Origin of the sequence: Mesomycoplasma conjunctivae, from assembly GCF_000026765.1 — a bacterium.
Lineage (GTDB): Bacteria > Bacillota_I > Bacilli_A > Mycoplasmatales > Metamycoplasmataceae > Mesomycoplasma > Mesomycoplasma conjunctivae.
Genome location: NC_012806.1, coordinates 1 through 24,572, shown reverse-complemented (window position 1 = coordinate 24,572; position 24,572 = coordinate 1). Strand labels below are relative to the sequence as shown.

Here is a 24,572-nt window from a genome sequence, read left to right as displayed (position 1 = left end):
TTTTAAAATCTTACTTTATATTTAGGATTGTAATTTTCATTTTTTACTAATTGCAATCCCGCTTCTTCAACTAGTTTTGCAACTTCAATTGCAATTGCAGGTGCAGAAGCAATTGCAGGTGATTGCATACCTGCAGCATTGATGAATTTTTTATTTAATTTAGCGGCTCTAATCACAAAATCATCAGTTTCAATATCGATTGGTCTAGAACCTGAGAGTACAATTTCTGTTTTTTCTATATCTAAATTAGGAATAATTTCGTGACCTATTTGAGCAATTAGATCAAATTTGTCTTTAGTTATTACTCGTGTTTCCTCTTTTGGTACATCTGTTTGTGCAGTTGGACCAACAAGCACCCGACCATCTAACATTGGTGCTACGATAACACCTTTACCATGGATAGTTGGTACTTTAAAGCAAATCGAATTAACTAATTCACGTTGACTTCTTGATAAAATCCGGTACTCACCACGTCTTGTTGTTTGTTGAAAATCACCATATCCTGCTTCTTTAGCAATCACATCTGCGAAGTGACCAGCTGCATTTATTACTATTTTTGAATAAAAAATTGTTCCATTTTTTAAGCTTATTTTAAATTCTTGATTTTCAAATTTAATAGAAACAACTTGAGCATTATTTTGTAAAACAGTTCCATTTTGTTCACTAGCTCCTAAAAAAGCGTATGATGCTCTTACAGGATCAATAGCTCATGAATTTGTACATAAAAGTGCTCCATAAACTTTGGAATTAACGTTTGGCTCTCTATCTAAAACTTGTTCTCTATTCAATATTTTTAAAAATTCTTTTGGAACTGAGTTTGTCAAACCTCTTTGATATAACATATTGACATGTTCCATTTCTTCCTCATTAAAAGCTAAAACCAAAGAATCTACTTGTTCTCTTGGAAATAAAAGATCTTTAAATATTTTTTCACGTCAAAGTTGGTTTCCCAAAACATTTAATCTAGCTTCTAGTTTTCCTGGAATAGGATCAAAACCACCATGTATAACGCCTGAATTACCTTTTGAGGTCTCATCAGCAAATACTGGATTTTTTTCTACTAAAGTAGTTTTTAGTTTATATTGAGATAATTCATAAGCAATCGCGGCACCAATGATGCCTCCACCTATAATTGCAACATCGTATTTTTGAGCAGACACTTTTATACCTCCATTTTAATCTTTATTTTTCAAATATTTTTTAAAATTAGCTCTTTTAAACTAGTTGAAAAAATTAATTTTATACATAATTAAATTATAAAATGAAAAACTTATATTTAACTGTTTTTTTTTTTTTTGTGCTAACAAAAAAATATCTAAGTTTAATTATGAAAAAAGAAAGAAAAATATAGATTTTATTAATTAATTTATTAAATTATATTTCGCCTCTAGATTTAAATAAAGGTTTTAGCGATATTTAGTTTTCAAAGACCTAGGATTTAAGACCCTATTTCTTTGAACGCTCTCTTATTTTACAAAAACAAAAAAAACAAGGCAATAACCTTGTTTTTTTGTCTAAATTCACTATTTTATCTTTTTAAAAGCCGTTTTGAGAAACACCAATTATAAAAAAGATAATTGCATAAATAGTAATTGCTGTAAATGCTGAACCAACAAGTACAACTATACCCATTAAAACATCACGAGCAATATTTCCTTTTTGAAGTTTTTTAAATTTATTTTTCATATTACCCCTTAACAGTTGATCCTTGACGAGAAATAGCTTTGAGTATTCTTTTTCTAAAACCAAAGTAAATAATAAACATTGGTAAAATAGTTAAAATAGCTCCTGCCATTCTTATATTTTTGAAAAATCCGGATGCTACTTGGTCTTCTTCGCCAGCCTTACCAACATTTAATAATCAAATATTAAGAGTTGAAGTTTTGGTACCCTGTAAGATTAAAAGTGGTCATAAAGTAGAATTTCAAGCAGCAAAAGCTGTCAAAATACCTACTGTTCAAATTGTTGGTGTTACCATCGGAATAGCTACTTTAAAAAAGTATTTCACATTAGAACAACCATCAACCATAGAAGCTTCTTTAATTCGATCTGGGATATCTTCAAAAGCATTTCTAAACATAAAACCAGAAAAAACAGATGCTACAAATGGTGCAGTTAGTGCTAAAATGGTTTGTGGTCCTATATTTCATTGTAGTAAAACCATAATTCGATATTGACCTGTTAATAATGCAGTTTCTGGTAAGACTAAAATTGACAGAAAAATAACTCATGAAAGTTTTTTAAATTTTCATTTTTTCAATGAAAAGGCATAACCAAAAGTCATTGAGAAGAAAATTTTAGCCACCACTGAGATTAATGTTACTAAAACTGTTCAACCTAGAGCTTCAAAGTAGCCTTCTTGTGCTGCTTTTGCAAAATTAGAAAAATCAAAATATTTTGGTCAGTATATCGCAGTTCTACCATCTAAAATTTGTTCTTCAGGGGCAAGTGCATAAACCAACATGAAATAGAAAGGAAAGATAATAAAGATTCCAAAAATAAAGAGAACTAAAAACTTTGATATCAATGAAAAAATGCTACTTCAAATTGTTGTATCACGAACTTGTGAAGTAATAGTTTCACTAATTTTTTTAGCTTTTAAATCACTAAAATGTTTTCGTATTTTTAATTTTGTTATAAACATTTCTTTCTCCCATATAAGCTCATAATCAAGTAATTGAATTAAGACCTTTTTTAACAACAATTGAAAGTGCTACACCAAAAATAAATAGGTAGATGGTTGCAGATCCGGCTAGTGCAAATCGAGATTCAGAAACCTCTCTATAAATAAATAATAACATTGTTTGACCCCCATTTAAAGTAGCGTTGGAAGTATCTGGGAAAATCCCAATTGGAAAGACTTTAATTCCAGAAATTATTCCAATTGTTATTAAGAAGTTGATTGTTTTGGAAACTGAAGGCAGTGTGATTCTAAAAAATTGAGTTGTCTTAGAAGCGCCATCAATTGCCGCTGCTTTATATAAAACAGGATTTACAGAAACCATAGCAGTTGTTAAGATTAAAACTTCAAAAGCTAAATTTCTTCAAACACCTGAGGCTAGAATAACTAAAAGTGCTAAAAAACTATTGTTTCTTCCACTATTCAATCATCGAACATTGATGTTAAAAATCGAATTTATAAACCCATTTTCAGAATCAAAAATAAATGCAAAGGCCACTGAGACTGCAATTCCTGAAGTTACATATGGTAAAAAGAAAACTGTTTGTCAAAAACCACGAGCATATTTACGATGAAGTGATGCTAATGTTGATGCAATTATTAAACTAATAACTAAAGTAATTGGCAAAGCAACTAATGCATAAATTGCTGAATTTCGAACAGCAATTTGGAAATTTTCGTCATACAAAACTCTAGTAAAGTTATTAAATCCAAATTTAATTGAAGATGCACGATTCGGATTGATTTGAACGCTAAAAGATTTTGTAACTGAGAAAATAAAAGGTAAGAAAGTAAAAATAAGAATAACTAAAATTGAAGGCAAAAGAAGCAAAAAAGGTTTTCAAAATTTTGTTTTTTTATCTAAAATACCTAAATCAATATTCTTCTTTTTTATACGTCTTAAATATAGTCAATTTGAAATTAAATTCATTAGATTCTCTCTTTTGTATCAATGTCAAATAAATGTAATTTTGATGGATCAAAATAAAGTCTTACTGTCTCACCAATTTCATATGAAGATTTTGATCTTAAAAAGGTATTAATAGTTCCAAAGTCTTCAAGTTCTACTTTAGCTAAAATATCTTTTCCTAGATATTCTAACGATTTAATATTTCCTATCATATTTCCACTAGGTAGTTCTTGAATATGCTCAGCACGAATTCCCACACGAATTTGTTGCTTATTATAATTTTTAAAATTTTCCATAATTAATCTATTGTTAGCCACAATTCGTGCATTTTCGATATCATAATTTGCTGTAAAAATGTTCATTTCTGGCACACCTAAAAAAGTTGCCACAAATTCATTTTTTGGTGTATTGTATAACTCAAGTGGACTACCAATTTGTTGAATATAACCTGTTGACATGCAAACAATTCTGTCAGAAATGGACATCGCTTCTTCTTGATCATGAGTAACAAAAACAGTTGTAATTCCAATATCTGTTTGAATTTTACGAATTCATTGTCTAGTTTGAATTCTTAATTTGGCATCCAAGTTGGAAAGAGGTTCATCCATAAGTAGTATATCAGGGTGTCTTACAATACCGCGCGCAATAGCAACTCTTTGTTGTTGACCTCCAGATAATTTAGTTGGTTTTTTTGTTAAGTTTTTAGTAATTTCTACTTTTTCAGCAGTTTTTAAAACTTGATTATTAATAGCTTGTTTTTCAGTGAGAATTTGCTTTTTAAATTCTTCATATTCTACTAATTCTTCAGGAGTTAAACTCTTTGTATTTAAAGAATAACGTTGTGTTAAGGAGACTTCAAAATCTGAAAAAATTTTATAAGTTGCTTTTTTATAAGTTTGAATACCTTCTTTTATCTTAGAAAGTTGAGCAAATTCATGAGAATTTTTGATTCGCTCTTGTTCTGCTTGAATCAAACTTTTTTGTAGTTCTTTTGCTTTTTTAGCTTTCTTTTTAATTTGTGAAATTTCTTCTTTATAATTCTTGTTTAAGGTTTTCGCATTTACTACAGGACAAGCAGCTCCACTGTGGTGAATTCCTTTAGTAGCATCTTGAATTTTTTTAATAAACATTGAAAAAACTGAAGCTGTTTTTCCATATTTTAAAAATTCATTAGTTTTCTTGTTAATTTCTGCTTGTTTGTGAGCATCAATCAACTCATAATCTGTTTTTAATTGATTTAATTTTTGATATAAACTATTGTGTTTTTCGTTATAAATGCGCTCTTGCTGTTTATAAACATCAATGTAGTTATATAAATGTGATTTATATGTTTTTATTTCTTCTTCAGATGCCCCATTTTTTGAAAAGACAATTGAATTTGCATTTACTCTTGCCAAAAGTGATTTTTCAAAAACTTTTTGTTTTCATTTTTTATCATTTGTTAGTGGAAAAGCAATATTATCATAGACATTTAGGTGAGGATACAGTGCATAGTTTTGAAAAACTAAACCTATTTTTCTTTGTTGAGGTGTTTTTTTAGTTACCTCTTCACCATTAAAAATGATTTGCCCTGAAGTTGGTGTTAGAAGTCCAGCAATCGCATTTAGAATAGTTGTCTTTCCAGATCCTGATGGACCAAGTAGGGTTACTAATTCACCTTTATAAACCTTTAAATTGGCTTGGTCAACTGCTAAAGTTTCACCAAAATCGATTTTTAAATCCTTAATCTCAATAGCTGGGATAGATGATTTAGTTTTATAATGATTATCAGCAGCTATTTTTAGCTCTTGAATTTCTTTTGCTAAATTATTATGTTTATCTTGAGTATTCATTTTTATTTTCCTTTTTGTATTGAAAGTGCAAACTCATATCTATCAAAAACATTATTATTTTTATCCTTTTCTAGTCCTAGAAAACTAGCAACATTGGAAGATCCACGAGTCTCATAAATTGAAGAAATAAGATTGTTTATTGATTCAGGTGAATTATCATGTTTTTCTTGGAAAAATCCATAACCTTTTTTAACAGCATCAATTAGTGCAGCTGATTGTTTTATAGATGAATAATAATAAATTTTTGTTGGATCTGTTACATCAGATATATTTGAGAGAATAGGGACAGCAAGTCCAGCTTTTGCAATTTCAACATTGTAGTTCTTGTAAAAACCGTCATGTCCAAAATATATATTTCCAACATATCTATTAAAAGATCTTGCTGGGTCAGGTTTTTTAAATACAAGGTGCACGACTGAACCTTCTGGTAATAATGCTTTACCAAAAATTTTGGCTTGCTCTGCATATTTCTTTTCAAGTCCAGTTGTTTCTACATATTTTCCAGTTTTTTGACTTCCAGTTTCAGCTGTGTCAATACTTTCAAAACGAATTCTAATTGGTTCTGGAAATCTATTGCTTTTAGTTTTAACTTCAGCTGTATCACCGTCAAATCATTTTGTAAGAGTAGCTTCAAGTGATTCAAAATATTTTTCATCTGGAAGTATTTCCCGTTGATATTTTATTTTATCTTCTTGAGTTCATTGATAATTCTGATTTAAAAATTTTTGAATTTCTTTATAATAAGAACTATTTTGATTTTGTATGTCTTCGAAAGGAGATTTATCAAATTGTTCAATTGGATAATATTTGGCAGAATTTGAAAAATTATTATTTGTTAAATTTGGTGAACACGCAATAAAGGAAGTAAAACCAGCAAAAGAAATGATCGGGAGTATGAAAACTTTTAACTTTTTAATCATGATTTATTATTTCTTGAAGTATTAAGAAAAGGATGGTCCTAGGTTTGTTTTTAAAATTCTTAAAAATCCATCAAAATCAACATCTTCCCCTTGAATTGCTCGACTTTGAACTGAATCAAAAGCAGATCTCAATCCTGATCTAAAACTTGCTGATTGCGAATCGGCAGCATCATAAATTAAATTATAATTACTTTCATTTTGACCAAAGAATTTTTTAAATTGTTCTCAAGAAACACGTTTTCCTAAATTTCTGTCAGTTGCAAATTTAGTGTTTTCAAAAGTTTCCTTAAAAGGAGTTATATATGAAGTGTTTTGTGTTCAAAAATCAATACCTGTCATAGTTTTTGTCTTTTTTTCATTTTTTGATAAACTAGCTGGATATTGAACTTGTGCAGTTAGGAATCAATTAACAAATACTTTTGTAGCTTCATCTTCTTCTTTGTTAGCATGAATTCCGATTAAATCTGGACCTTGAGAAATAACGCTTTTTGAATACTTTGAATCATTTGCGTATTGAGTTGGTGCAGAAATTACTAATAATTCATCTTCATTTAACTGGCTATTAGCATCTTGGGTTGCAACAGAAACAAAATTGCTAACTTTAACTACAAAAGGTTTGAATTTAGTATCATTATCTAAATTTTGTACAACTTCTGGATCAATCCCTTTTATAAGTTCTTCTGATGTAAATAAGAAGGTTTTTTCGTCGTCTTTTAAAGTTTTAATAAATTCTTCAACTTTTTCTTTGGTTTTTTTAGAAAATCTAATTCCACTTGATGGTGATTTAAATTTATATCTTGAACCTTTTTCTTCCTTTTCAAAAGTTGTGTTTTTATCAATAGTAACACTAAATTGTGGTTTATCAATATTAACAGATTTTTCTGCACCACTTTTATCTTTAAAAGTTAAAGTAGTTTTTTTATTATTTTTTTCAAAGAAATTGTGGAAGTAACCAGCAGATGATCCAGTGGAGAAAACTTCCTGGTGATTTTTGAAAAATGATGAATTAAATTCTCCTGAAGCTGAATAATATGTACTTTTATCCTTAATTCCTGATTTTAATAAATCATATGCTAACTTAAATGATTTATAACGGTCAGAATTTTTATCATTGAAATAAGAAGTATAATCAACTTGCTGAATGTCTCTATTTAAAACACTAATATTTTTTGATTTATCACCATTATTTACTGATGAAACAAGTTCAAAAATAGCATTTGGTGAGGTATCAATACCAAAAACAGCTTTAGCTTTTGTTAAATCATTTCCTTCAGTTGATTTTGGGAAGGCAACTTTAATTCTTCTTGCTAAATCAAAAAGGTCAGTATAATTATTAAATGTTTCTCTTTTGAAAACATAACCTGAAAGACCTTGTTCTGATGGTGAATATTCTTTTCAGATTTTTTTAACTTCTTCTAAATCAGCTTTTTTCTGTTCATTATTAATTAAAGCGGTCATTTTCCCAAAAAATTCTTTTGAATCTTCAGCAATTGTTGCTGGATTAGTAGTACTTTTAGTTGCTTGATCAATAATATAACCTAAAACCATTTGGTTAATTGATAAAATTTCAGTTGATTTTGCAAAAGGTATTGAATATATTCCTTTTGGATCTAAAAGTGGTATTTCTTTGTTGATGTCTAAAAAGGTGGGAGCGGTTTTTTCTTTTAAAAATTTGCGAACTGAATCTTCTGCATTTTTTACAACTTCTGATTCACTAGAGCTTGTTGTCTGACTTTCAAAATCGCTAACAAAAGGTAAAGTCATGTCATATTTATTAACAATAGCTAAAAATGAAGGATAGTTAGTAATAATATTTGGTAATTTATTTTTATCCCTAGATTCTAAATATGTGTTAATTTGACTAGCTGCACCATTATAACTACCACTAAAAGGGCTAATTTCCATAGGTAAATGACCAGGAAGATCTTTAGCTTGTTCATTTCAAGCTTTAACTATTGCATCAATTACTTTTGCTTCGTTTCCTGTTGAACTAAAACTATGACCAAAAACTATTTTTCCATCTTTAGCTGTATCATAACGCGAAGATGAAACTCCACCAGAAACTCCACAAGATACAAAAGCAGCAACACCAAGACCTAATGTTGATGAAATTGCTAATAATTTTGTCTTATTAAATTTTGTTTTCATATAAATATTACTCCTTATTTTTACTTTATACTTAAAGTATAATCCATATAATTATTTTAAACTTTTTTTATTTATTTATAATGTTTTTCTTTATACCTTTTATAAATTCTTCAAAATTAATTTTTTTAGTAGCTTTATTTTCACTTTCATTTTGCCTTATTAATGAATCAATTTGTGCTAAACTGTTACGAACCGCCGAACGGAAAAATGAACTATCTTGACTAGTTGGTTCAGAAAATAAAGCATATTCATTTGGGTTTTGGCTAACCGTTTTAAAATTGTTGTAAATTAGTTCAAAAAGAGGGTTTTGAGGGAATTTAGTTGCATCTTTTATATCGGAACTAAATGTTGATTTTGAAGGTACAAGATAATTACTTTGAAAAGCTAAAAATTCATTTGGTGTTCCATTAAATATGTGTTTTTTTCCCTTAGAATCTTCATATTCAAAACTCTCTTGAGATGAAATAAATCACTTCACAAATTTATAACTAGATTCATTTTCTTGTTTATTTGCATGCATGCCAATTAAAGAAGGACCTTGGTAAGTTATGGTTTTTTTAGTATTAGAAATCTCATTTTTAACAGGTTCTTGTAGAAATAAAACCTCATTTTTATTAAGTGTTTCTTCACCACCAATGTTTTTTACATTGATATTGCCTGTTTTTTTAATAAATACATATTTACTTTGTTTAGACTTAGTATTTTTGTTTGTATCTTTTTTGCTTTCGTCTTCATTTTTATAGAGTTTTTGGTAAAAATCAGTTTTATCAAAACCTTCTGAACCAAGAGAGATTAAAGTTCTATCAGAGGTTAAAAAACCACCATCTTGATTATCATTTAAAACTTTTTTAATATTTTCAATAATTGATCCATCTTTTTTTGGATCTAAATAAATATTGTTGTCTGGATTTTTGTCGTTTTTAGTAGGCTTAACACCTACAATAACAAAAGATTTGTCATTGCTTATAACTTGACTAATTTGAGCTATCACATTTTCATCTTTTTTATCAGTTGGTTTACTAATATTTCAAAGTTGAGTTGTGCTTGAAATTGGTAAGCTAAAACTTTTTTCTTTTTCATAAATATTGAAAAAATATTGACCTTCAGGTAAGAATTTACGCCTATATGATGTTGTAGAAGTGATGGCAAAAACCATTTGGTGTCTTACCAATCAATCAGTGGCTTGTGCAGTATCTCTGGTTACTGGACCAAAATAAGCTGCTGCATCATTTTGCTGTAATTCATTAAATTGCTCATATGTTTTTTTAGCAATTTGATAACCTTTACTATCAGGAGATTGATCTAAAGTGTATTCAAAAATATTTCCATCTTTTTCACTATTATGAAAAATAAAATCATTGTAATTCCCATTTGCTTCTGCAAAATTAGAAGCAAATCAAACACTAACTCCATCGTTAAAGCCAATTGGTCATTGGGCTCTTAAATTAGCTTGTTTATCTTTTTTATTAGCATCTGGAAAAGATTTTTTAATTCTAATTGATAAATCAAATAAATCTTTGTAATTTTCTAACTTTTCTTTGCTAAATTCATAACCATCTAAACCGCCTTGATCAAGTGGTAATTTTTGATAGTCACCCCAAACTTTTTTAATAAAATCAACATCTGTTTTTGTTTTATCTAAATTTTCAAAAAACTTTTTATCCTCACCTTTTATAGTAGATTTGGAATCTGCAGATTCTAAAGCTGATGTTACTATGTAACTTAAAAGTGGTTTGTTAATAATTAAAGTTTTGCTAGCTTTAGTTACCGGGATTGTTCAAATTCCTTTATCATCTAAGCCGACAATATTTTTATTTTCAACTAAAAATTCGTCAACAAAAGTTTCATTTATTGTTGTTTTTAAATCTTGGTTATCAGCGAAATTTAATAACATATCATATCGATTTAAAAGTGCAGCAAGTGAAGGATAATTAAGAGCTAAATTAATTGATTTTTGTCTATCTTTTGTTTCTAAAAGAACGCTCAGATTTCTAATCATGCCTTCATAGTTTCCAGAAAAATGTGACAATTCTAATTTGGAAGTTGTTCCGTTTTTAACATCATCTAAGTTATTTCATTTGTGCATAATTTTTTCCAAAGCAAAAAATCTTGAATCTGTTTTACTTGGTGTAAAAATATGTCCTAATTTAATAACATTATCTTCAACTTGGTCAAAACGTGTAACTACTTGACATGATGCTAAAGTCAATAAGGGCGCTAATGAAAATGTGGTAAATAGAGTTTTTTTTGTTAATTTACTAATCTTTTTTGTCATTATTTATCCGATTTTACTACTCTTGTAAGATAGAACCTACATTTCTTTTAAGCAATTCTAAGAATTTATCAAAATCAATTTTTTCATTATCTAAAATTTGTTTACCTGCCTGAGTGATTGTGTCTGATATTTTTGTTCGAAAGACACCAGAATTATTATCAATAGGGTCGAAATAAATTGCAAAATCTTCTTTATTTTTATACGCATTTTGAAATGAAGTAAATAATTGTTTGTATAATGGGTTTTGTGGAAACTTAGTTTTATCTGATGGATCTGATTGGAAATTTTTAATGGTAGGTGCTAGATAAAAACCACGAAAAGCTATGTATTCTGATGGGGTTCCTGTAAAACTTTTTTCTTGATCATTTTCTTTGTAATTAAAAGTTTGACTGGCTGTAATAAGTCATTTAGAAAATACTTTGACTGCTTCATCTTCTTCAGCATTAGCATGAATTCCAATTAGATCTGGTCCTTGATAAGTGATAGTGCTTTTTGGTTCACTAGGATCGTTTTTGATAGGTTCTGGTAAAAATACAACTTCATTTTCATTTAAAGTTTCGGAACCACCTCTTGTGGTTATAGAAGCCTTGGAACTATCTATTAGATATAAGTCTTTACTATCTGAACCACCAGAAGCTGAGACTATAACACTTTTGTCTTTAACTTTTTTAAATGTTCTAGAAATAGCTTTTCCAGTAACTAGATATCCAAGATTGCCGTCTTGTTTGTTTTCGATAAATTTTTTTATATTTTCAATAGTTTTGCTATCTTTTTCGTCCTGAGGATCTAAATAAATGTTTTCACTATTATCACCTTCTGGTTTTTTAGTAGTGATAATTTGAATTTGTTTGTTAGTAACAAGAACACTGTCTAAATTAACTAAAATATTAGTAGAGTTTGTTTGACTTGCTTTTGAAAGTTTGTATACTTGATCTTTAGAGTTGGCAATTATTGGTGAAGTAGTATTATCAACTGAAATTTCTAGACTAGTAGTAATTTTATCGTTTGCAACAAAACGTTTTGGATAATTAGAGGATGTTTGAATAGCAAATGCTAATTGGTGATTGTTAAGTAAGGTGTTTGAATTTAAATCACCACCAATTCGACCACTATAAAATAAAGTATCAGTTTCAATTAAAGGCTTGATATGTTCAAAAACATCTTTAGCGTTTTTGTAGCGAGATGAATTTTTGTCTTTAAAAAGTGTTGAATAATCGATTTGTGAGCCATCTTTTTTTAGTCCAAAAAGGAAGTCATCAAATTTTCCTCCGGCTTTTGCAAAATTACTTAAATAAAATAAGTTTGCTGAATCATCAACTCCCATTACAAATTGAGCTGAATCTTTTCCACCTCTACTACTTATTTTAGAAAAGCTCTTTTTAACTCTTAATGCAAAATCAAATAATTTATAGTTATATTTAAAAATATCAGAGGTAAACTCATAACCTTCAAAACCACCTTGGTCTTGAGGTATTTTAGTTATTTTACCTCAAAGTTTTTTGATTTGTTCTGCATCTGTATCAGATTTTTTAAAATTAGTATCAAAAAAAGCTTTGTCTTCGGCTTTAATTGTTGCACCGTTTGCAGTTGCTTGTTCAATTATATAATTAATAACTGGACCGCTAGCAACTATGGTTCTTGTTGATTTAACAACAGGAATTGTATAAATTCCATTAGGATCAACGCCTGTAATCTGTGAATTAAGCTCTAAAAAATTAGAAGGGTAAGTTTGTTGGATAGCCTCTTTTAATTCAGGATTATCATCAAATCTTAATCCCATATCATAACTAAAAGCCAACGCAGCTGTTGTTGGATAGTTAAAAATTAAATTAGGTAATTTATTTCTATCTTTAGTAACTAATAATTTTGCTAAATCACTTTGCATTTCTGTATAGTTACCTAGATATCTATCAAGTTTAATAGGTAAATATTTATTGTTTGAATCATTTTTAACTTCTGGCAATTCATTCCAGATATCTACCACTTGTTTTAAAGCTTTGTAACGATCTTCATGTTCAGCAAAGGTAACCTGAATTTTCAATTCATGATCTTCCACTGCCTCAAAACGGGAAACACCACAAGATGAAAGTAATAAACCTGCTACTGGAACACCTAATAGCAAGGAACTTTTAAGATGTGATTTTTTTAGTTTCATTTTTATTTTTTTACTCCATTTTTAAAAATTTTTAAAGATTTAAAAAACAAAAAACACAGTAAAAAATTACTTTTTGGAAGTATTAACTTCGACAAAAAAATTACTGTGTTCTTCATTTGTCAATAATTATAATATTTTTTAAAAAATCATAAATAATTATTGCTATTTATTTATCAAATTAGACTTAAATTGGAATAAATTGAAGTAATTTTGCCGTATTTTGGCAAATCACTCTAAATCATATCCACTTTATAAACAAGACTATTTAATAAAAATTATTGATATTTTTTGTTTTTTTCTACATTTTTGATTTTTCATTTTAAAACAATTGTTTGCTGTAAATACAAACATTAAATCTTTACTATTTTTTCTTATTAGCTATAAAAATAAACACTAATTTTGAAATTTTGCAATATTCAATAGTTAATTTTAGTCCAAAACAAAGCTATTTTCATTTTCCCAATTTTAATTTACAATCAAAAAAAATTTATCAAACTACAAAGAAGCTATAAAAATAAAGCTTTTATGATAAAAAATAGATTTTTTAGAAAAGATAAAACACCCATTTCTAATAATAAAATTTATTTAAATTGTTTGAATTAAAAATTTTTTATTATAATTATTCTACACAAATTCTTTTTTAAAAAAATGGATTTTTTATTTTCTCTTTAGCTTATTTTAAAACTTGTTTAAAACCAAAAAATAAGCTAAAAATAATATGATATGAGGTAAAAAGGTTATGAAAGCAAGTAAAATAAAAATTAAAAACGAATATTACAACAAATCAGTTTCACCACTCGAATTTGCTCTGAATAATTTTCAAGGAAAAATGCGATCTGTTAACTGAAATGTGATTAACGATCCAAAAGATTTAGAAGTTTGAAATCGTGTTGTACAAAACTTCTGAATTCCTGAAAAAATCCCAGTTTCTAACGATTTAGATACATGAAGAAGTTTATCTCCTGTATGACAAAGATTAATCACTAGAACTTTTACAGGATTGACTTTACTAGATACAATCCAAGCCACAATTGGTGATGTTGCCCAAATTCAACACTCTTTAACTGACCATGAACAAGTTATTTATGCTAACTTTGCTTTTATGGTGGGTGTGCATGCTCGCTCTTATGGTACTATTTTTTCAACATTATGTACTAGCGAAGAAATTGAAGAAGCTCACGAATGAGTTATTAATAATAAAAAATTGCAAGAAAGAGCTAAAGCTTTAATACCTTTTTATGTTAGTGACGATCCTTTAAAATCCAAAGTTGCAGCCGCGATGATGCCTGGATTTTTATTGTATGGTGGTTTTTACTTGCCTTTTTACCTTTCTGCAAGATCTAAATTACCAAATACCTCCGATATTATTAGATTAATTTTGCGTGATAAGGTGATTCACAACTACTACTCAGGATATAAATATCAAAGAAAAGTTGAAAAATTAAGTCCTGAAAAACAACAAGAAATGAAGGATTTTGTTTTTGATCTCTTGTATAAATTAATTGATCTTGAAAAAGAATACTTATATGAATTATATGAAGAAGTTGACTTAGCTGAACCGGCAATTAGATTTAGTGTTTACAATGCTGGAAAATTCTTGCAAAATTTAGGATACGATTCTCCTTTTAGTGAAGAAGAAACAAGAATAGAACCTGAAATTTTTAACCAACTATCAGCTCGTGCAGATGAAAACCATGATTTTTTCTCTGGAAATGGTTCATCATATGTTATGGGTGTAACAGAAGAAACTGAAGATGAGGACTGGGAATTTTAAGATGCACAAAGATATTAAATTAGTTGATAAAAATGAGATTGTCTATCCAAAAGGTCGAGTATTTGTTGTTTACTTTTCTTCAATTTCCAATAACACACACCGTTTTATTCAAAAATTAGGTGTTGAAAATAAACGTATTCCTGTCGATACACCAGAGTCATTATCTGTAGACAAAGAATATGTTTTGTTTTCTCCAACTTATGGAGGTGGGGGAGAATTTACTTCAGGCGCTGTACCAAAGCAAGTTATTAAATTCTTAAATAATGAGCAAAATCGTAAATTATGTAGAGGAGTCGTTGCTTCTGGCAATACAAATTTTGGAGATACTTTTGCTCTAGCAGGAACTATTTTATCTAAAAAATTAAACGTTCCTTTTTTATATCAGTTTGAACTTTTAGGAACATCTGATGATGTAAAAAATGTGCAAGAAATTCTAAATAATTTTTGGAAAAAGGAAAATAATGAACAAAAATAAACAACAAATTAATCTAACTGGTAGTATTTCAGAAGAATATATTGCATTAAATGCTAAATCAAAATTATTTACAAAATACAAAGAAGCTTATAAGTTTGATTTACAAGCGGCAAAAAGTTATATTCAAAATCACATTGAACCTAAATTTAGAAAATTTGAAAATTTTCACCAAAGAATTCAATGGTTAATCGAAAATAAATTTTATGACCCACAAGTTATCAATGAATATACTTTTGATGAACTTGAAAAACTTAATGAACAAGCTTATAGTTATAAACACTTTTTTCCTTCATTTATGGGTGCTTTCAAATTTTATTTAAGTTATGCTCTCAAATCTAATGATGGCCAACAATACCTTGAACATTTTGAAGATCGTGCTTTAATGAATGCTTTGTTTTTAGCTCGTGGTAATTATGAAAAGGCAAGTAAAATTTTGCGCCAAATCATGTTAGGTAGATTCCAACCTGCTACTCCAACATTTTTAAACGCTGGTAAACTAAATCGTGGAGAATTTATTTCTTGTTATCTAATTCGTGTTGAAGATAATATGGAATCAATTTCAAGAGCTGTTACAACTTCCCTACAATTATCAAAAAGAGGTGGCGGGGTTAGTGTTTTACTTTCCAACTTAAGAGAACAAGGCGCTCCTATTAAAAAAATTGAAAACCAAGCCACTGGTGTTATTCCGGTTATGAAAATTCTTGAAGACTCTTTTTCATACGCAAACCAACTTGGACAACGTCAAGGAGCAGGAGCCGTTTATTTGAATGTTCACCACCCAGATATTTTAAATTTCCTAGATACTAAAAGAGAAAATGCTGATGAAAAAATTAGAATTAAATCTTTATCATTAGGTGTGGTAATTCCTGATATCACTTTCGAGCTAGCTAAAAACAACCAAGATATGGCGCTTTTTAGTGTTTATGATGTCCAAAATGAATATGGAAAAGCTTTTAGTGATATTTCAATAACAGAAGAATACTATAATTTATTAAATAATGATAGAATTAAAAAGACATTTATTAGCGCAAGAAAACTCTTTACCTTAATAGCAGAGTTGCATTTTGAAAGCGGATATCCTTACATTCTTTTTGAAGATACAGTCAACAAAAGAAATGCTCACCCAAACAGAATAGTGATGTCTAATTTATGTAGTGAAATAGCACAACCTTCAACACCAAGCGAATATCTACCAGATTTAACTTTTAGCAAAATCGGGCAAGATATTTGTTGTAATCTAGGTTCTTTAAACATTGATAAGGCAATGAAGTCAGGAAAAGAATTTGGCGAAATGGTTTACTACTCCATTTTAGCTCTCGATCACGTTTCTCGAAATTCTGATTTATCAGCTGCGCCTTCTATTGAAAAGGGTAACAAATTAAATCACGCTGTCGGCCTAGGCGCTATGAATCTTCATGGTTTTCTATCTCAAAACCAAATTTTTTATGACTCACCAGAAGCGCTAGATTTTACAAACATCTTCTTTTATACAATGGCATTTCATGCCTTTAAATCTTCTTCAATCTTAGCACAAAAATTTGGTCCATTTAGTGGTTTTGAAAACACTAAATTTGCTAATGGTTCTTATTTTGACAAATATACTAAAGCAAAATCTGGAGAATTCGAGCCTAAAACCCAAAAAATTAAGGAGATTTTTGCCCACTATAAAGTGGAAATCCCAACTAAACAAGACTGAATAGATTTAGTTGAAAATATTAAAAGAGTTGGGCTTGCCAATTCACATTTAATGGCAATTGCACCTACTGGATCAATTTCCTACCTCAATTCATGTACGCCTTCATTACAACCAGTAGTCTCTCCTGTCGAAGTTAGAAAAGAAGGTAAATTAGGTCGAGTTTATGTCCCTGCTTATAAAATAAATTTTGATAATATGCGCTACTATGCAAAAGGAGCCTATGAATTAGGACCAATTCCTATAATTAATATAGCTGCTGAAGCACAAAAACATATTGATCAATCAATTTCACTAACTCTTTTCTTAACAGACAAGGCAACAACTAGAGATCTCAACAAAGCTTATATACACGCTTTTAAAAAGGGTTGCGGTTCTATTTACTATGTAAGAATTAGACAAGAAGTTCTAGAAGATAGTGAAAAATATGACGAATGTGAAGCCTGCGTAATTTAATTTGAAAAAACAAAAAAAAAACGTATAAAATTATACGTTTTTTTTTGTTTTTTGACAACTTTAATTTGTTTTGTTTTTAGCTTCTATAAAGAGATCACATTCAAGTTGACAATCTTTTATTAAAGAATCAATTTTATCTAAACTATCCAAAATAGCACCTGAAGCTTGCAAGTGTCCACCACCACCTCATTTTAGGGCTACATTTCTAACATTTGGACCTGAGGAGCGAAATTCAACTCTTCATTTTTTAGCCTCTTCTTGAACTAAAGATACTCATATGTAAAAATTCTCGATATTTGCTAAAATATTTGGTCTTGTAGCTTGAGCAGGATTTTTGTGCAACTTTTTTTGCTCATCTAAATCTAAAGTGTAATAAATTACATTTTGATATATTTTTTTATGCAAAAAAATATAATTTTCAAACTCAAGATCACTAATTTTTTTACTATTTAAATGAGTATGAATTCTTTGGAAATCAAAGCCTGTTTCCATTAATTTAGCTGCTAAAAAATGAGTTCTAGCTGTTGTATTTGCGTATAAAAAGCGACCTGAATCTGTATAAATACCAAGATATAAAAACTCGGCAGTTCTTTTAGAAATAGCAAGATTATTCTCAATTGCTAATTGACTTATTTGCTCTGCGCAAGCTATAAAAGACGAATCTACTCAACGGTAAGCTTCACCTAAATCGTCATCATTAGGATGGTGATCAATTCTAATTATTTTAGCAAATTTTACCTTTTCAAAAAGGTAAGAAAATTCAATTCGTTCCTTAAAATTAGCATCAACTATTATTGCAAGTGCGCCATCTAATTCTTCAGGGCTAGCAAAATTATCTAACTCGATATTCATAAATCAATAAGAATTTTTTGTATCACCAACAGCATAAACTGTTTTATCTTGAAAGTTATCTAAAATTAATTGTTTTAAACCTGATTGTGAACCCAAACAATCACCATCAGGTCTAATATGATGAAATATTACTATTTTTTGATATTGTTTAATTATTTCAACAACATCTTTATTGTTTCCTGTTTTCATTTTCTTCAAATTCCTTAACTAAGAGTACTGAGCGATCAACAATTTGTTTAATTTGTGATCTTTTTTGAATAGTAATACCAGCTGCAAGGGCATGGCCACCACCTCCGTGTTCTACTGCAATTTGATTAACAATTGGACCATTTGATCTAATTCTTACCCTTATCATCCCGTCAGTATCGATAAAGAAAATTCAAATTCTATTATCACCTATATTTGCCAACATGTTAACTCCGACGGCTTGTTCTTCTTTTAATTTGAATTTATCTTGAATTCTTTTTGTAACGTGAAATCAAATAACTTTTCCTTCTTTTTTATAGTTTGATAAAACATGGGCAGTAAAATCAATTTCTTCCTGTGATTTTTTAGCTAAATATCAATTTAATTTTGCAAAATCAAATCCTGTTTTCATTAAAAAAGCAGCCACTTTGAATGTTCTAGCAGAGGTTGAAGCGAATAAAAATCTTCCTGAATCTGTTAAGATACCAAGGTAGACATATTGTGCAATTTCAGCATCTATTTCTCATTTATTGCTCATCAAAAAGTAACCAATCATTTCAGAAGCTGCAACAAAAGATGTATCTACTCAAGAATGTGTATAAATTTCTTCGTTATTGGTAAGTGGGTGGTGATCAATTTTAATGGCAGCGCTAAATTTACCCGAGGTTATCAAGTCACCTTTTTGAATTCTTTTAATATCTGCGGTATCAACTACGATTGCTAAAGAATTTTCAAAATATTTTTTATCAATTTTGCTTTCATCGTCGATATAAAAATTCATAAAATTAAGAGCACCTTCAGTGTCCCCGATTAAAAAAGTGTTCTTTTTAGGGAATCTTTTACGAATTGCAAGCGCCAAACCGTGTTGTGCTCCAAGACAATCTCCATCAGGTCTAATATGGTGGAAAACAAAAATATTTTCATATTTTTCTATTTGTTTTTCGATGTTTTTATAATTTCCTTTTTTCATTTCTAACTTCCTCTATGATATTTTCGATTATATTTTATAGTCAATCCTCGATAAATTTGTTCGAGAACAATTAATTTAAATATTTTGTGTGGAAAAACAATTTTACCTAATGACAAAAAAATAATATCTGGTCGTAATTGGCGGATCAAATCTTCATCTACACCTTCAGAACCGCCAATTATATAACAAATATTAGCATGGTTTAAAGTTGTTGAAAAATCCATTGAAGATATTAATTTACCTCTTTCACTAAAAAGAAAAGTTTGTGCATTTTTTGGTATTTTTTCTATTATTGCCAAGGTCTCTTTTTTCTTTTTTAACTCAAGATTACTATTTTTGTCTTCGCCTAATTGTAATAATTTTATATTATACTTAAATTGTTTGATCTTGTTAATTTCTTTTTGATATAAACTGTGGTAATCAGGACTTTTTGAACCAAAGAAAATTAGTGTTATATTCATTTTTAGTTTTTATTTTTTTCTATTTTTAAAACTTTTAAATGGAACAAAAGCATTTGAATATCAGCAGGGTTAATACCACTTATTCTGCTTGCTTGACCGATGGTTTTTGGTTTGACTTTTTTTAGTTTGTCGAGTGCCTCAGAAGATAAATTTGCCACCTCTGAATAATTTAGTGATTCAGGAATTCTAAGATGTTCAAGGCGTATCATTTTTTGTGCAGCATTGTTTTGCTTCTGAATATAACCTTTAAGTCTACACAAAACCATCAACTCATATCCAAATTCAAAGTCTTTTACAATATCTTTATAATCAGTATCAGGACGTGAAATTAATTTAAGTTTAGAAATACCATTTAAAACATTATATTTTTTACCCAACTCATCTTTTGGTGATACAAATTCTTTATCAAGTTGTGATATTTTTTTATCAATTAACCTATATTTTTGAATAACTTTTAAGTATTCTTCCTTAGTTATTGTACCACTTTTGTAAGCATATTTTGCCATTCTTATATCAGCATTATCATTGCGCAAAATCAACCTATATTCAGCTCTTGAGGTCAACATACGATAAGGTTCTTTGGTGCCTTTGGTTACCAAATCATCTATTAAAACTCCGATGTAACCATCATTTCTTAAAATTTTTATAGCTCTTTTACCTTCAATTTTTTGCCCAGCATTAATCCCAGCAATCAAACCTTGAGCAGCTGCTTCCTCATAACCACTTGTCCCATTTATTTGCCCTGCCATAAACAAGGATTTTATTTTTTTTGTCTCTAAACTAGGTTTTAATTCTAGAGGATTTATAGCATCATACTCAATTGCATAGCCAAACTTTGCGATTCTAGCATTTTTCAAACCTGGTATGCTTTTAACCATTTGGATTTGAACATCTTCAGGCATTGAAGTTGATAAACCATTTATGTACATAATATCTTGTTTTTTGGTTTCTGGTTCAAAAAATATTTGATGTCGTTCTTTTGTTGAAAAACGAACAATTTTGTCTTCAACAGAAGGACAATAACGAGGTCCGATGCCTTTAATTAATCCTGAATACATTGAAGATTTATCAAGATTTTGCATAATTATTTCGTGAGTTTTTGGGCTAGTATAAGTTAAATAACAAGAAATTTGTTTCTTAATTCGCTTTTTCGAAGAAAAAGAAAAATTAATATTTAAAAGTGGAACATCTTCTTTTTCAACTTCACTAAAATCTATAGAATCCGTATAAATTCGCGGTGGTGTACCCGTTTTTAAACGTTGAAGATCAAAACCTAATTTAATTAAATTTTTTGATAACTGATCTGATGTGATTTGACCATCAGGTCCTGAAGATACAGAAGAAGAGCCGCGAAGAACTTTTGAATCTAAATATGTTCCAGTCGTTATAATGACAGCTTTTGCAAAAAAATCACCATTTTTTTGAGATCTAACTCCATAAACTTTTTTGTTTTTGACAAGCAATTCTAAAACAATGTCTTCAAAAATGAAGACATTGTTCAATTTTTTCATACTTGAAAGAACTGCTTTTGAATATTTCTCTTTGTCAATTTGCGTACGAATAGCACGTACTGCAGGACCTTTGGATTCGTTTAAAATTTTAATTTGAATCATCGCTTGATCAGCGAATTTTGCTTGCACACCACCAAGTGCATCAATTTCCCTTGTTATAATTCCTTTAGCTGATCCACCAATTGAAGGATTACAGGGCATTGATGCTAATTTATTCTTAGAAAGTGTTATTAGTGCAACTTTTAAACCTTTTTTAGCTAAAGCAAAGACAGCTTCAACACCAGCGTGCCCACCACCAACTACTATTGCATCAAATTTTTTATTATCTTTCATCGATTGCCTTTATTTCAATTAATTCATCATTTATTCAAACAAAATCATCAATTCTAACTTTGGTAGAACGTGTAGTTACTCTAATACCGTTTATTTTAACCACATTTTCCAAAAGGAAGAACTTACTCTCACCTCCGGAATTGACAAAATTTTCTTTTTTCAAAAGTTGACCAATGGTTATGTATGAACCTCTAATTCTAACTATCATTTTAGCACCAGTCCAACTAGTTGAGTTATAGTTTTTTCATGTTCTGAGATGATCAAAATCCTTGTTTTTCTTTCATCTACAAAAATATTTATGTCTTTGTCAAAAACAGAAATTGCATCCTTTAAATATTTGAAGTTAACATTTATTAAAACATCTTCACCTGAATATTTAATGACTTTATCACTTTTTACCTTTGATTGTCCGGTTTCTTGTTTGCTAATAGAGGCGGTAATCTCTTTTTTTGATAAGTGAAAAGTTATAGCACTGTCTTTACCAGGGGCGATAACTGTTGCCTTGTCGATTAAGCTTAAAATCTCTTTTTTTTCTATTTTCAGTCTATATATTAAACTTTCTGGTTTCGGGATTACATTAGATATGTCTTTATAAGGAACATTTAAAACTTTTGTTTGGATAGTTAAATTATCGTAAGTAAAATTTACTTTATTTTCGCTTACAAATAACTCAATTTCCCCTTCTACTTCGGAAGGAATGAAATTTTTTAAATTTTCAGAATTTATTGAAACATCGATATCAACAGGTTCTGAGATCGAAATTTTATCAGAAGCAAATCTGTTAGTATCAGTTGCAGAGAATATCAAAATATTGTCTTGAGATTTAATATTAATAGATGACAAAATAGGGCTATTAACATTAGAAGAAGCTGCAAAATGTGTGTTTTTAATAGCTTTTTTTAACTCTTTAGCATTAACTTTTACTTTAATTCCAATTGGATCAAAATTTACTTCTGGAAAAATAGTATGATCCTTTAAAACCTTGCTAAAACTAGCGTTTTCTCATGAAATTAAAGCTTCTGTTGATTTTATTTCGAAATTTATAAAATTTTCACTTTTTTTAATAATGTTTTTTAAAAAAAAGCCATCTATTAAACAAATTCCAACTTCAATGATGTCAATTTTATCACTATTAATAAAAGATTTAAATGATAATTCGCCATTTGTACTTATAATTGACAAACCTTCTCTTGTTGCTTTTAAATAATACCCAGAGAGTGGAGAATTCCCTTGAACAAATATACCATTTGATGTTCTTTCGATTTCTTTTTCAAAAATTTCTTTTTTTATTTTAAATTTCATACTTCCTCTTTTATTTACTTACTTATTTATTTAATTAAATAATAATAACAATAAAAAGCTTAAAATGTTGAAAACTTTTAAAATACAAGCAAATAAAAGCTTTTTAACACTTTTTTTAATGTTGATTTATTGTTTACTTAATGTGTTAATTTTCTTTTGAATCTCTGTTATTTCATAATTAAAAGCTTCATTTTGTGCTTTTTCTCTATCAACATTCTTTAAAATAGAGACAATTGTTGAATGATCACGGTCACCAAATATTTTACCTATGTTAACATGTGTATAATCTAAAAGATTTTTAATTATTCAAATTGATATATTACGTGCTTTTACAATTTCTCTAACTCTTGATTTACCAAAAACTAGCTTACTATCAACACCTAAAAAGTCACACGTTTCTTTAATTATTACTTCATAGGTAGTTTTTTGGGAGAATTTCTTTTGTTCTTCAAAAATTTCTAAAATCTTTTCTAGTGAGAAAGAAAAATCTGGATTTTCATAGAAGCTTTCATCAGTTTGGATATAAAATATTATCTTTTTTAAAGCTCCCTCCATATCCCTTATTGAATTGTGGAAATGCCTTGATAAAAAATCGATAGCTTCAGGACTTCAATAATATTTATCCAAACCTTCTTCTTCAATTTTGAATTTAAAGATTTTTACAAAATCTTCTTTTGTTGGTTTGTTCATTTCAATTACCAAACCACTTTTAAATCTTGTTATCAGTCGATCTTCAAAACCTCCCAAAATATTAGGGGGGGTATCAGAAGCGATAACAATTTGCTTGTCTTCTTCAATGAATTTATTTATTATTTGGAATAAAATAGACAATGTTCTTGTTTTATTACCAAAACCTTGAATATCATCAATAATTAATACATCAATAGTGGACAATCATTCTATAAACTGATTTATTTTGCTATATTCATTTTTATCTCTTAATCAACTAGTTACAATGGAAGTAAATTTATAATCATTGATATAAAAAACCTTTTTATCCTTTTTTATAAAGGAGTTTCCTAAAGCGCTTAAAAAGTGAGTTTTTCCAACTCCAGAAGCACCGTAAATAAACAAAGGTGAAAAAAATTTATTTTTTTCAATAATATTGTGATAAACTCCAAAGACCATTTTGTTATAATTACCTTGAACAAAATTTTCGATAGTGTATTTGGCAATAATATTGTTGTGTTTTAATTCTAAGTTTAAAATCTCAACCTTAAAATTTATTTCCTCATCTTGCTTTTCAACAACTTCCTCTTGCTTGTCATTTGAAGAGTTATTTGTTTCACTTAAACCATTAAATGTTATAATTTTTCTAATACCTATATTGATAAAAGCTCTTTCTAAAAGACCTTTTCATTTTGAATTTAGCTCTTTTTTTACTTTAACATTATCAACATCGATGATAATTTGACTTTCATTTTCAGAAATTATTTTAATATTTTTGAAAAAATTATTAAAAATCATATTATCATTTATAAACTCTTCAAGAGATTGTTTTAGATTGATTGTTTTAATCTCTAAATCTGTTTTATTCAATTTTTATTCCTACCTTTTTTGGGTATTATAATAATTGAAATTATAAAGCTAAATAATCCATTTTAATTAAATATATCTTAATTTGTGGTAAAATTTGTAA

The 24,572-nt window shown here is 28.6% G+C and carries 19 protein-coding genes; 3 read left to right on the top strand and 16 right to left on the bottom strand.

Translation table 4 applies throughout. The features are described from left to right. Positions 1-2: 2 nt before the first annotated feature. From glpO to MCJ_RS00055, 9 genes are all read right to left on the bottom strand, one after another. Entirely contained in the window at positions 3-1,160 is a 1,158-nt protein-coding gene (glpO, locus tag MCJ_RS00090) for a type 2 glycerol-3-phosphate oxidase (RefSeq protein ID WP_012751237.1), read from the bottom strand. A gap of 376 nt (positions 1,161-1,536) precedes the next feature. After that, complete coding sequence (locus tag MCJ_RS03650) at positions 1,537-1,686, bottom strand: hypothetical protein (protein WP_012751236.1); 150 nt, start codon at positions 1,684-1,686, stop codon at positions 1,537-1,539. A gap of 1 nt (position 1,687) precedes the next feature. Further along, a complete protein-coding gene (locus MCJ_RS00085; protein ID WP_041594458.1) occupies positions 1,688-2,644 on the bottom strand; it encodes a carbohydrate ABC transporter permease in 957 nt (318 codons plus the stop codon). After that, entirely contained in the window at positions 2,607-3,611 is a 1,005-nt protein-coding gene (locus MCJ_RS00080) for a carbohydrate ABC transporter permease (protein WP_012751234.1), read from the bottom strand. The genes MCJ_RS00085 and MCJ_RS00080 overlap by 38 nt, the downstream gene beginning before the upstream one ends. After that, the gene (locus MCJ_RS00075) at positions 3,611-5,422 is read right to left on the bottom strand and encodes an ATP-binding cassette domain-containing protein (protein ID WP_012751233.1); all 1,812 of its coding nucleotides are present in this window, start codon (positions 5,420-5,422) and stop codon (positions 3,611-3,613) included. Before MCJ_RS00075 ends, MCJ_RS00080 begins: the two co-directional genes overlap by 1 nt. A 2-nt stretch (positions 5,423-5,424) precedes the next feature. Then, a complete protein-coding gene (locus MCJ_RS00070) occupies positions 5,425-6,342 on the bottom strand; it encodes a thermonuclease family protein (protein WP_012751232.1) in 918 nt (305 codons plus the stop codon). 21 nt (positions 6,343-6,363) lie between these two features. Continuing rightward, on the bottom strand, positions 6,364-8,490 hold the full coding sequence (locus tag MCJ_RS00065; RefSeq protein WP_012751231.1) for a P68 family surface lipoprotein: 2,127 nt from the start codon (positions 8,488-8,490) through the stop codon (positions 6,364-6,366). 67 nt (positions 8,491-8,557) lie between these two features. Then, positions 8,558-10,765, bottom strand: a complete 2,208-nt coding sequence (locus tag MCJ_RS00060) for a P68 family surface lipoprotein (protein WP_012751230.1) — start codon at positions 10,763-10,765, stop codon at positions 8,558-8,560. 16 nt (positions 10,766-10,781) lie between these two features. Then, positions 10,782-12,920, bottom strand: a complete 2,139-nt coding sequence (locus tag MCJ_RS00055) for a P68 family surface lipoprotein (RefSeq protein WP_012751229.1) — start codon at positions 12,918-12,920, stop codon at positions 10,782-10,784. Positions 12,921-13,659: 739 nt separating this feature from the next. On the opposite strand from MCJ_RS00055, the gene nrdF reads away from it, so the two are divergent. From nrdF to nrdE, 3 genes are read left to right on the top strand one after another with little or no spacing between them, the layout of a single operon-like run. Beyond that, entirely contained in the window at positions 13,660-14,694 is a 1,035-nt protein-coding gene (nrdF, locus tag MCJ_RS00050; RefSeq protein ID WP_012751227.1) for a class 1b ribonucleoside-diphosphate reductase subunit beta, read from the top strand. Between the two features lies 1 nt (position 14,695). After that, a complete protein-coding gene (nrdI, locus tag MCJ_RS00045) occupies positions 14,696-15,169 on the top strand; it encodes a class Ib ribonucleoside-diphosphate reductase assembly flavoprotein NrdI (RefSeq protein WP_012751226.1) in 474 nt (157 codons plus the stop codon). Then, positions 15,153-17,318 (top strand): class 1b ribonucleoside-diphosphate reductase subunit alpha, encoded by a 2,166-nt coding sequence (gene nrdE / locus MCJ_RS00040; protein ID WP_408631362.1) that lies wholly within the window; start codon positions 15,153-15,155, stop codon positions 17,316-17,318. The genes nrdI and nrdE overlap by 17 nt, the downstream gene beginning before the upstream one ends. Before the next feature lie 60 nt (positions 17,319-17,378). Here nrdE and MCJ_RS00035 read toward each other — a convergent pair whose 3' ends face one another. From MCJ_RS00035 to dnaA, 7 genes are all read right to left on the bottom strand, one after another. Beyond that, entirely contained in the window at positions 17,379-18,359 is a 981-nt protein-coding gene (locus MCJ_RS00035) for a DHH family phosphoesterase (protein ID WP_012751224.1), read from the bottom strand. Further along, positions 18,340-19,326 (bottom strand): DHH family phosphoesterase, encoded by a 987-nt coding sequence (locus tag MCJ_RS00030; protein ID WP_012751223.1) that lies wholly within the window; start codon positions 19,324-19,326, stop codon positions 18,340-18,342. The genes MCJ_RS00035 and MCJ_RS00030 overlap by 20 nt, the downstream gene beginning before the upstream one ends. Positions 19,327-19,328: 2 nt before the next feature. Further along, a complete protein-coding gene (locus MCJ_RS00025) occupies positions 19,329-19,787 on the bottom strand; it encodes a 23S rRNA (pseudouridine(1915)-N(3))-methyltransferase RlmH (protein ID WP_012751222.1) in 459 nt (152 codons plus the stop codon). 2 nt (positions 19,788-19,789) lie between these two features. Further along, positions 19,790-21,631 (bottom strand): tRNA uridine-5-carboxymethylaminomethyl(34) synthesis enzyme MnmG, encoded by a 1,842-nt coding sequence (mnmG, locus tag MCJ_RS00020; RefSeq protein ID WP_012751221.1) that lies wholly within the window; start codon positions 21,629-21,631, stop codon positions 19,790-19,792. Beyond that, positions 21,621-21,839 (bottom strand): RNA-binding S4 domain-containing protein, encoded by a 219-nt coding sequence (locus tag MCJ_RS00015; RefSeq protein WP_012751220.1) that lies wholly within the window; start codon positions 21,837-21,839, stop codon positions 21,621-21,623. Before MCJ_RS00015 ends, mnmG begins: the two co-directional genes overlap by 11 nt. Next, on the bottom strand, positions 21,833-22,933 hold the full coding sequence (locus MCJ_RS00010; protein WP_012751219.1) for a DNA polymerase III subunit beta: 1,101 nt from the start codon (positions 22,931-22,933) through the stop codon (positions 21,833-21,835). The genes MCJ_RS00015 and MCJ_RS00010 overlap by 7 nt, the downstream gene beginning before the upstream one ends. 126 nt (positions 22,934-23,059) lie before the next feature. After that, positions 23,060-24,472, bottom strand: a complete 1,413-nt coding sequence (dnaA, locus tag MCJ_RS00005; RefSeq protein ID WP_012751218.1) for a chromosomal replication initiator protein DnaA — start codon at positions 24,470-24,472, stop codon at positions 23,060-23,062. Positions 24,473-24,572 lie beyond the last annotated feature (100 nt).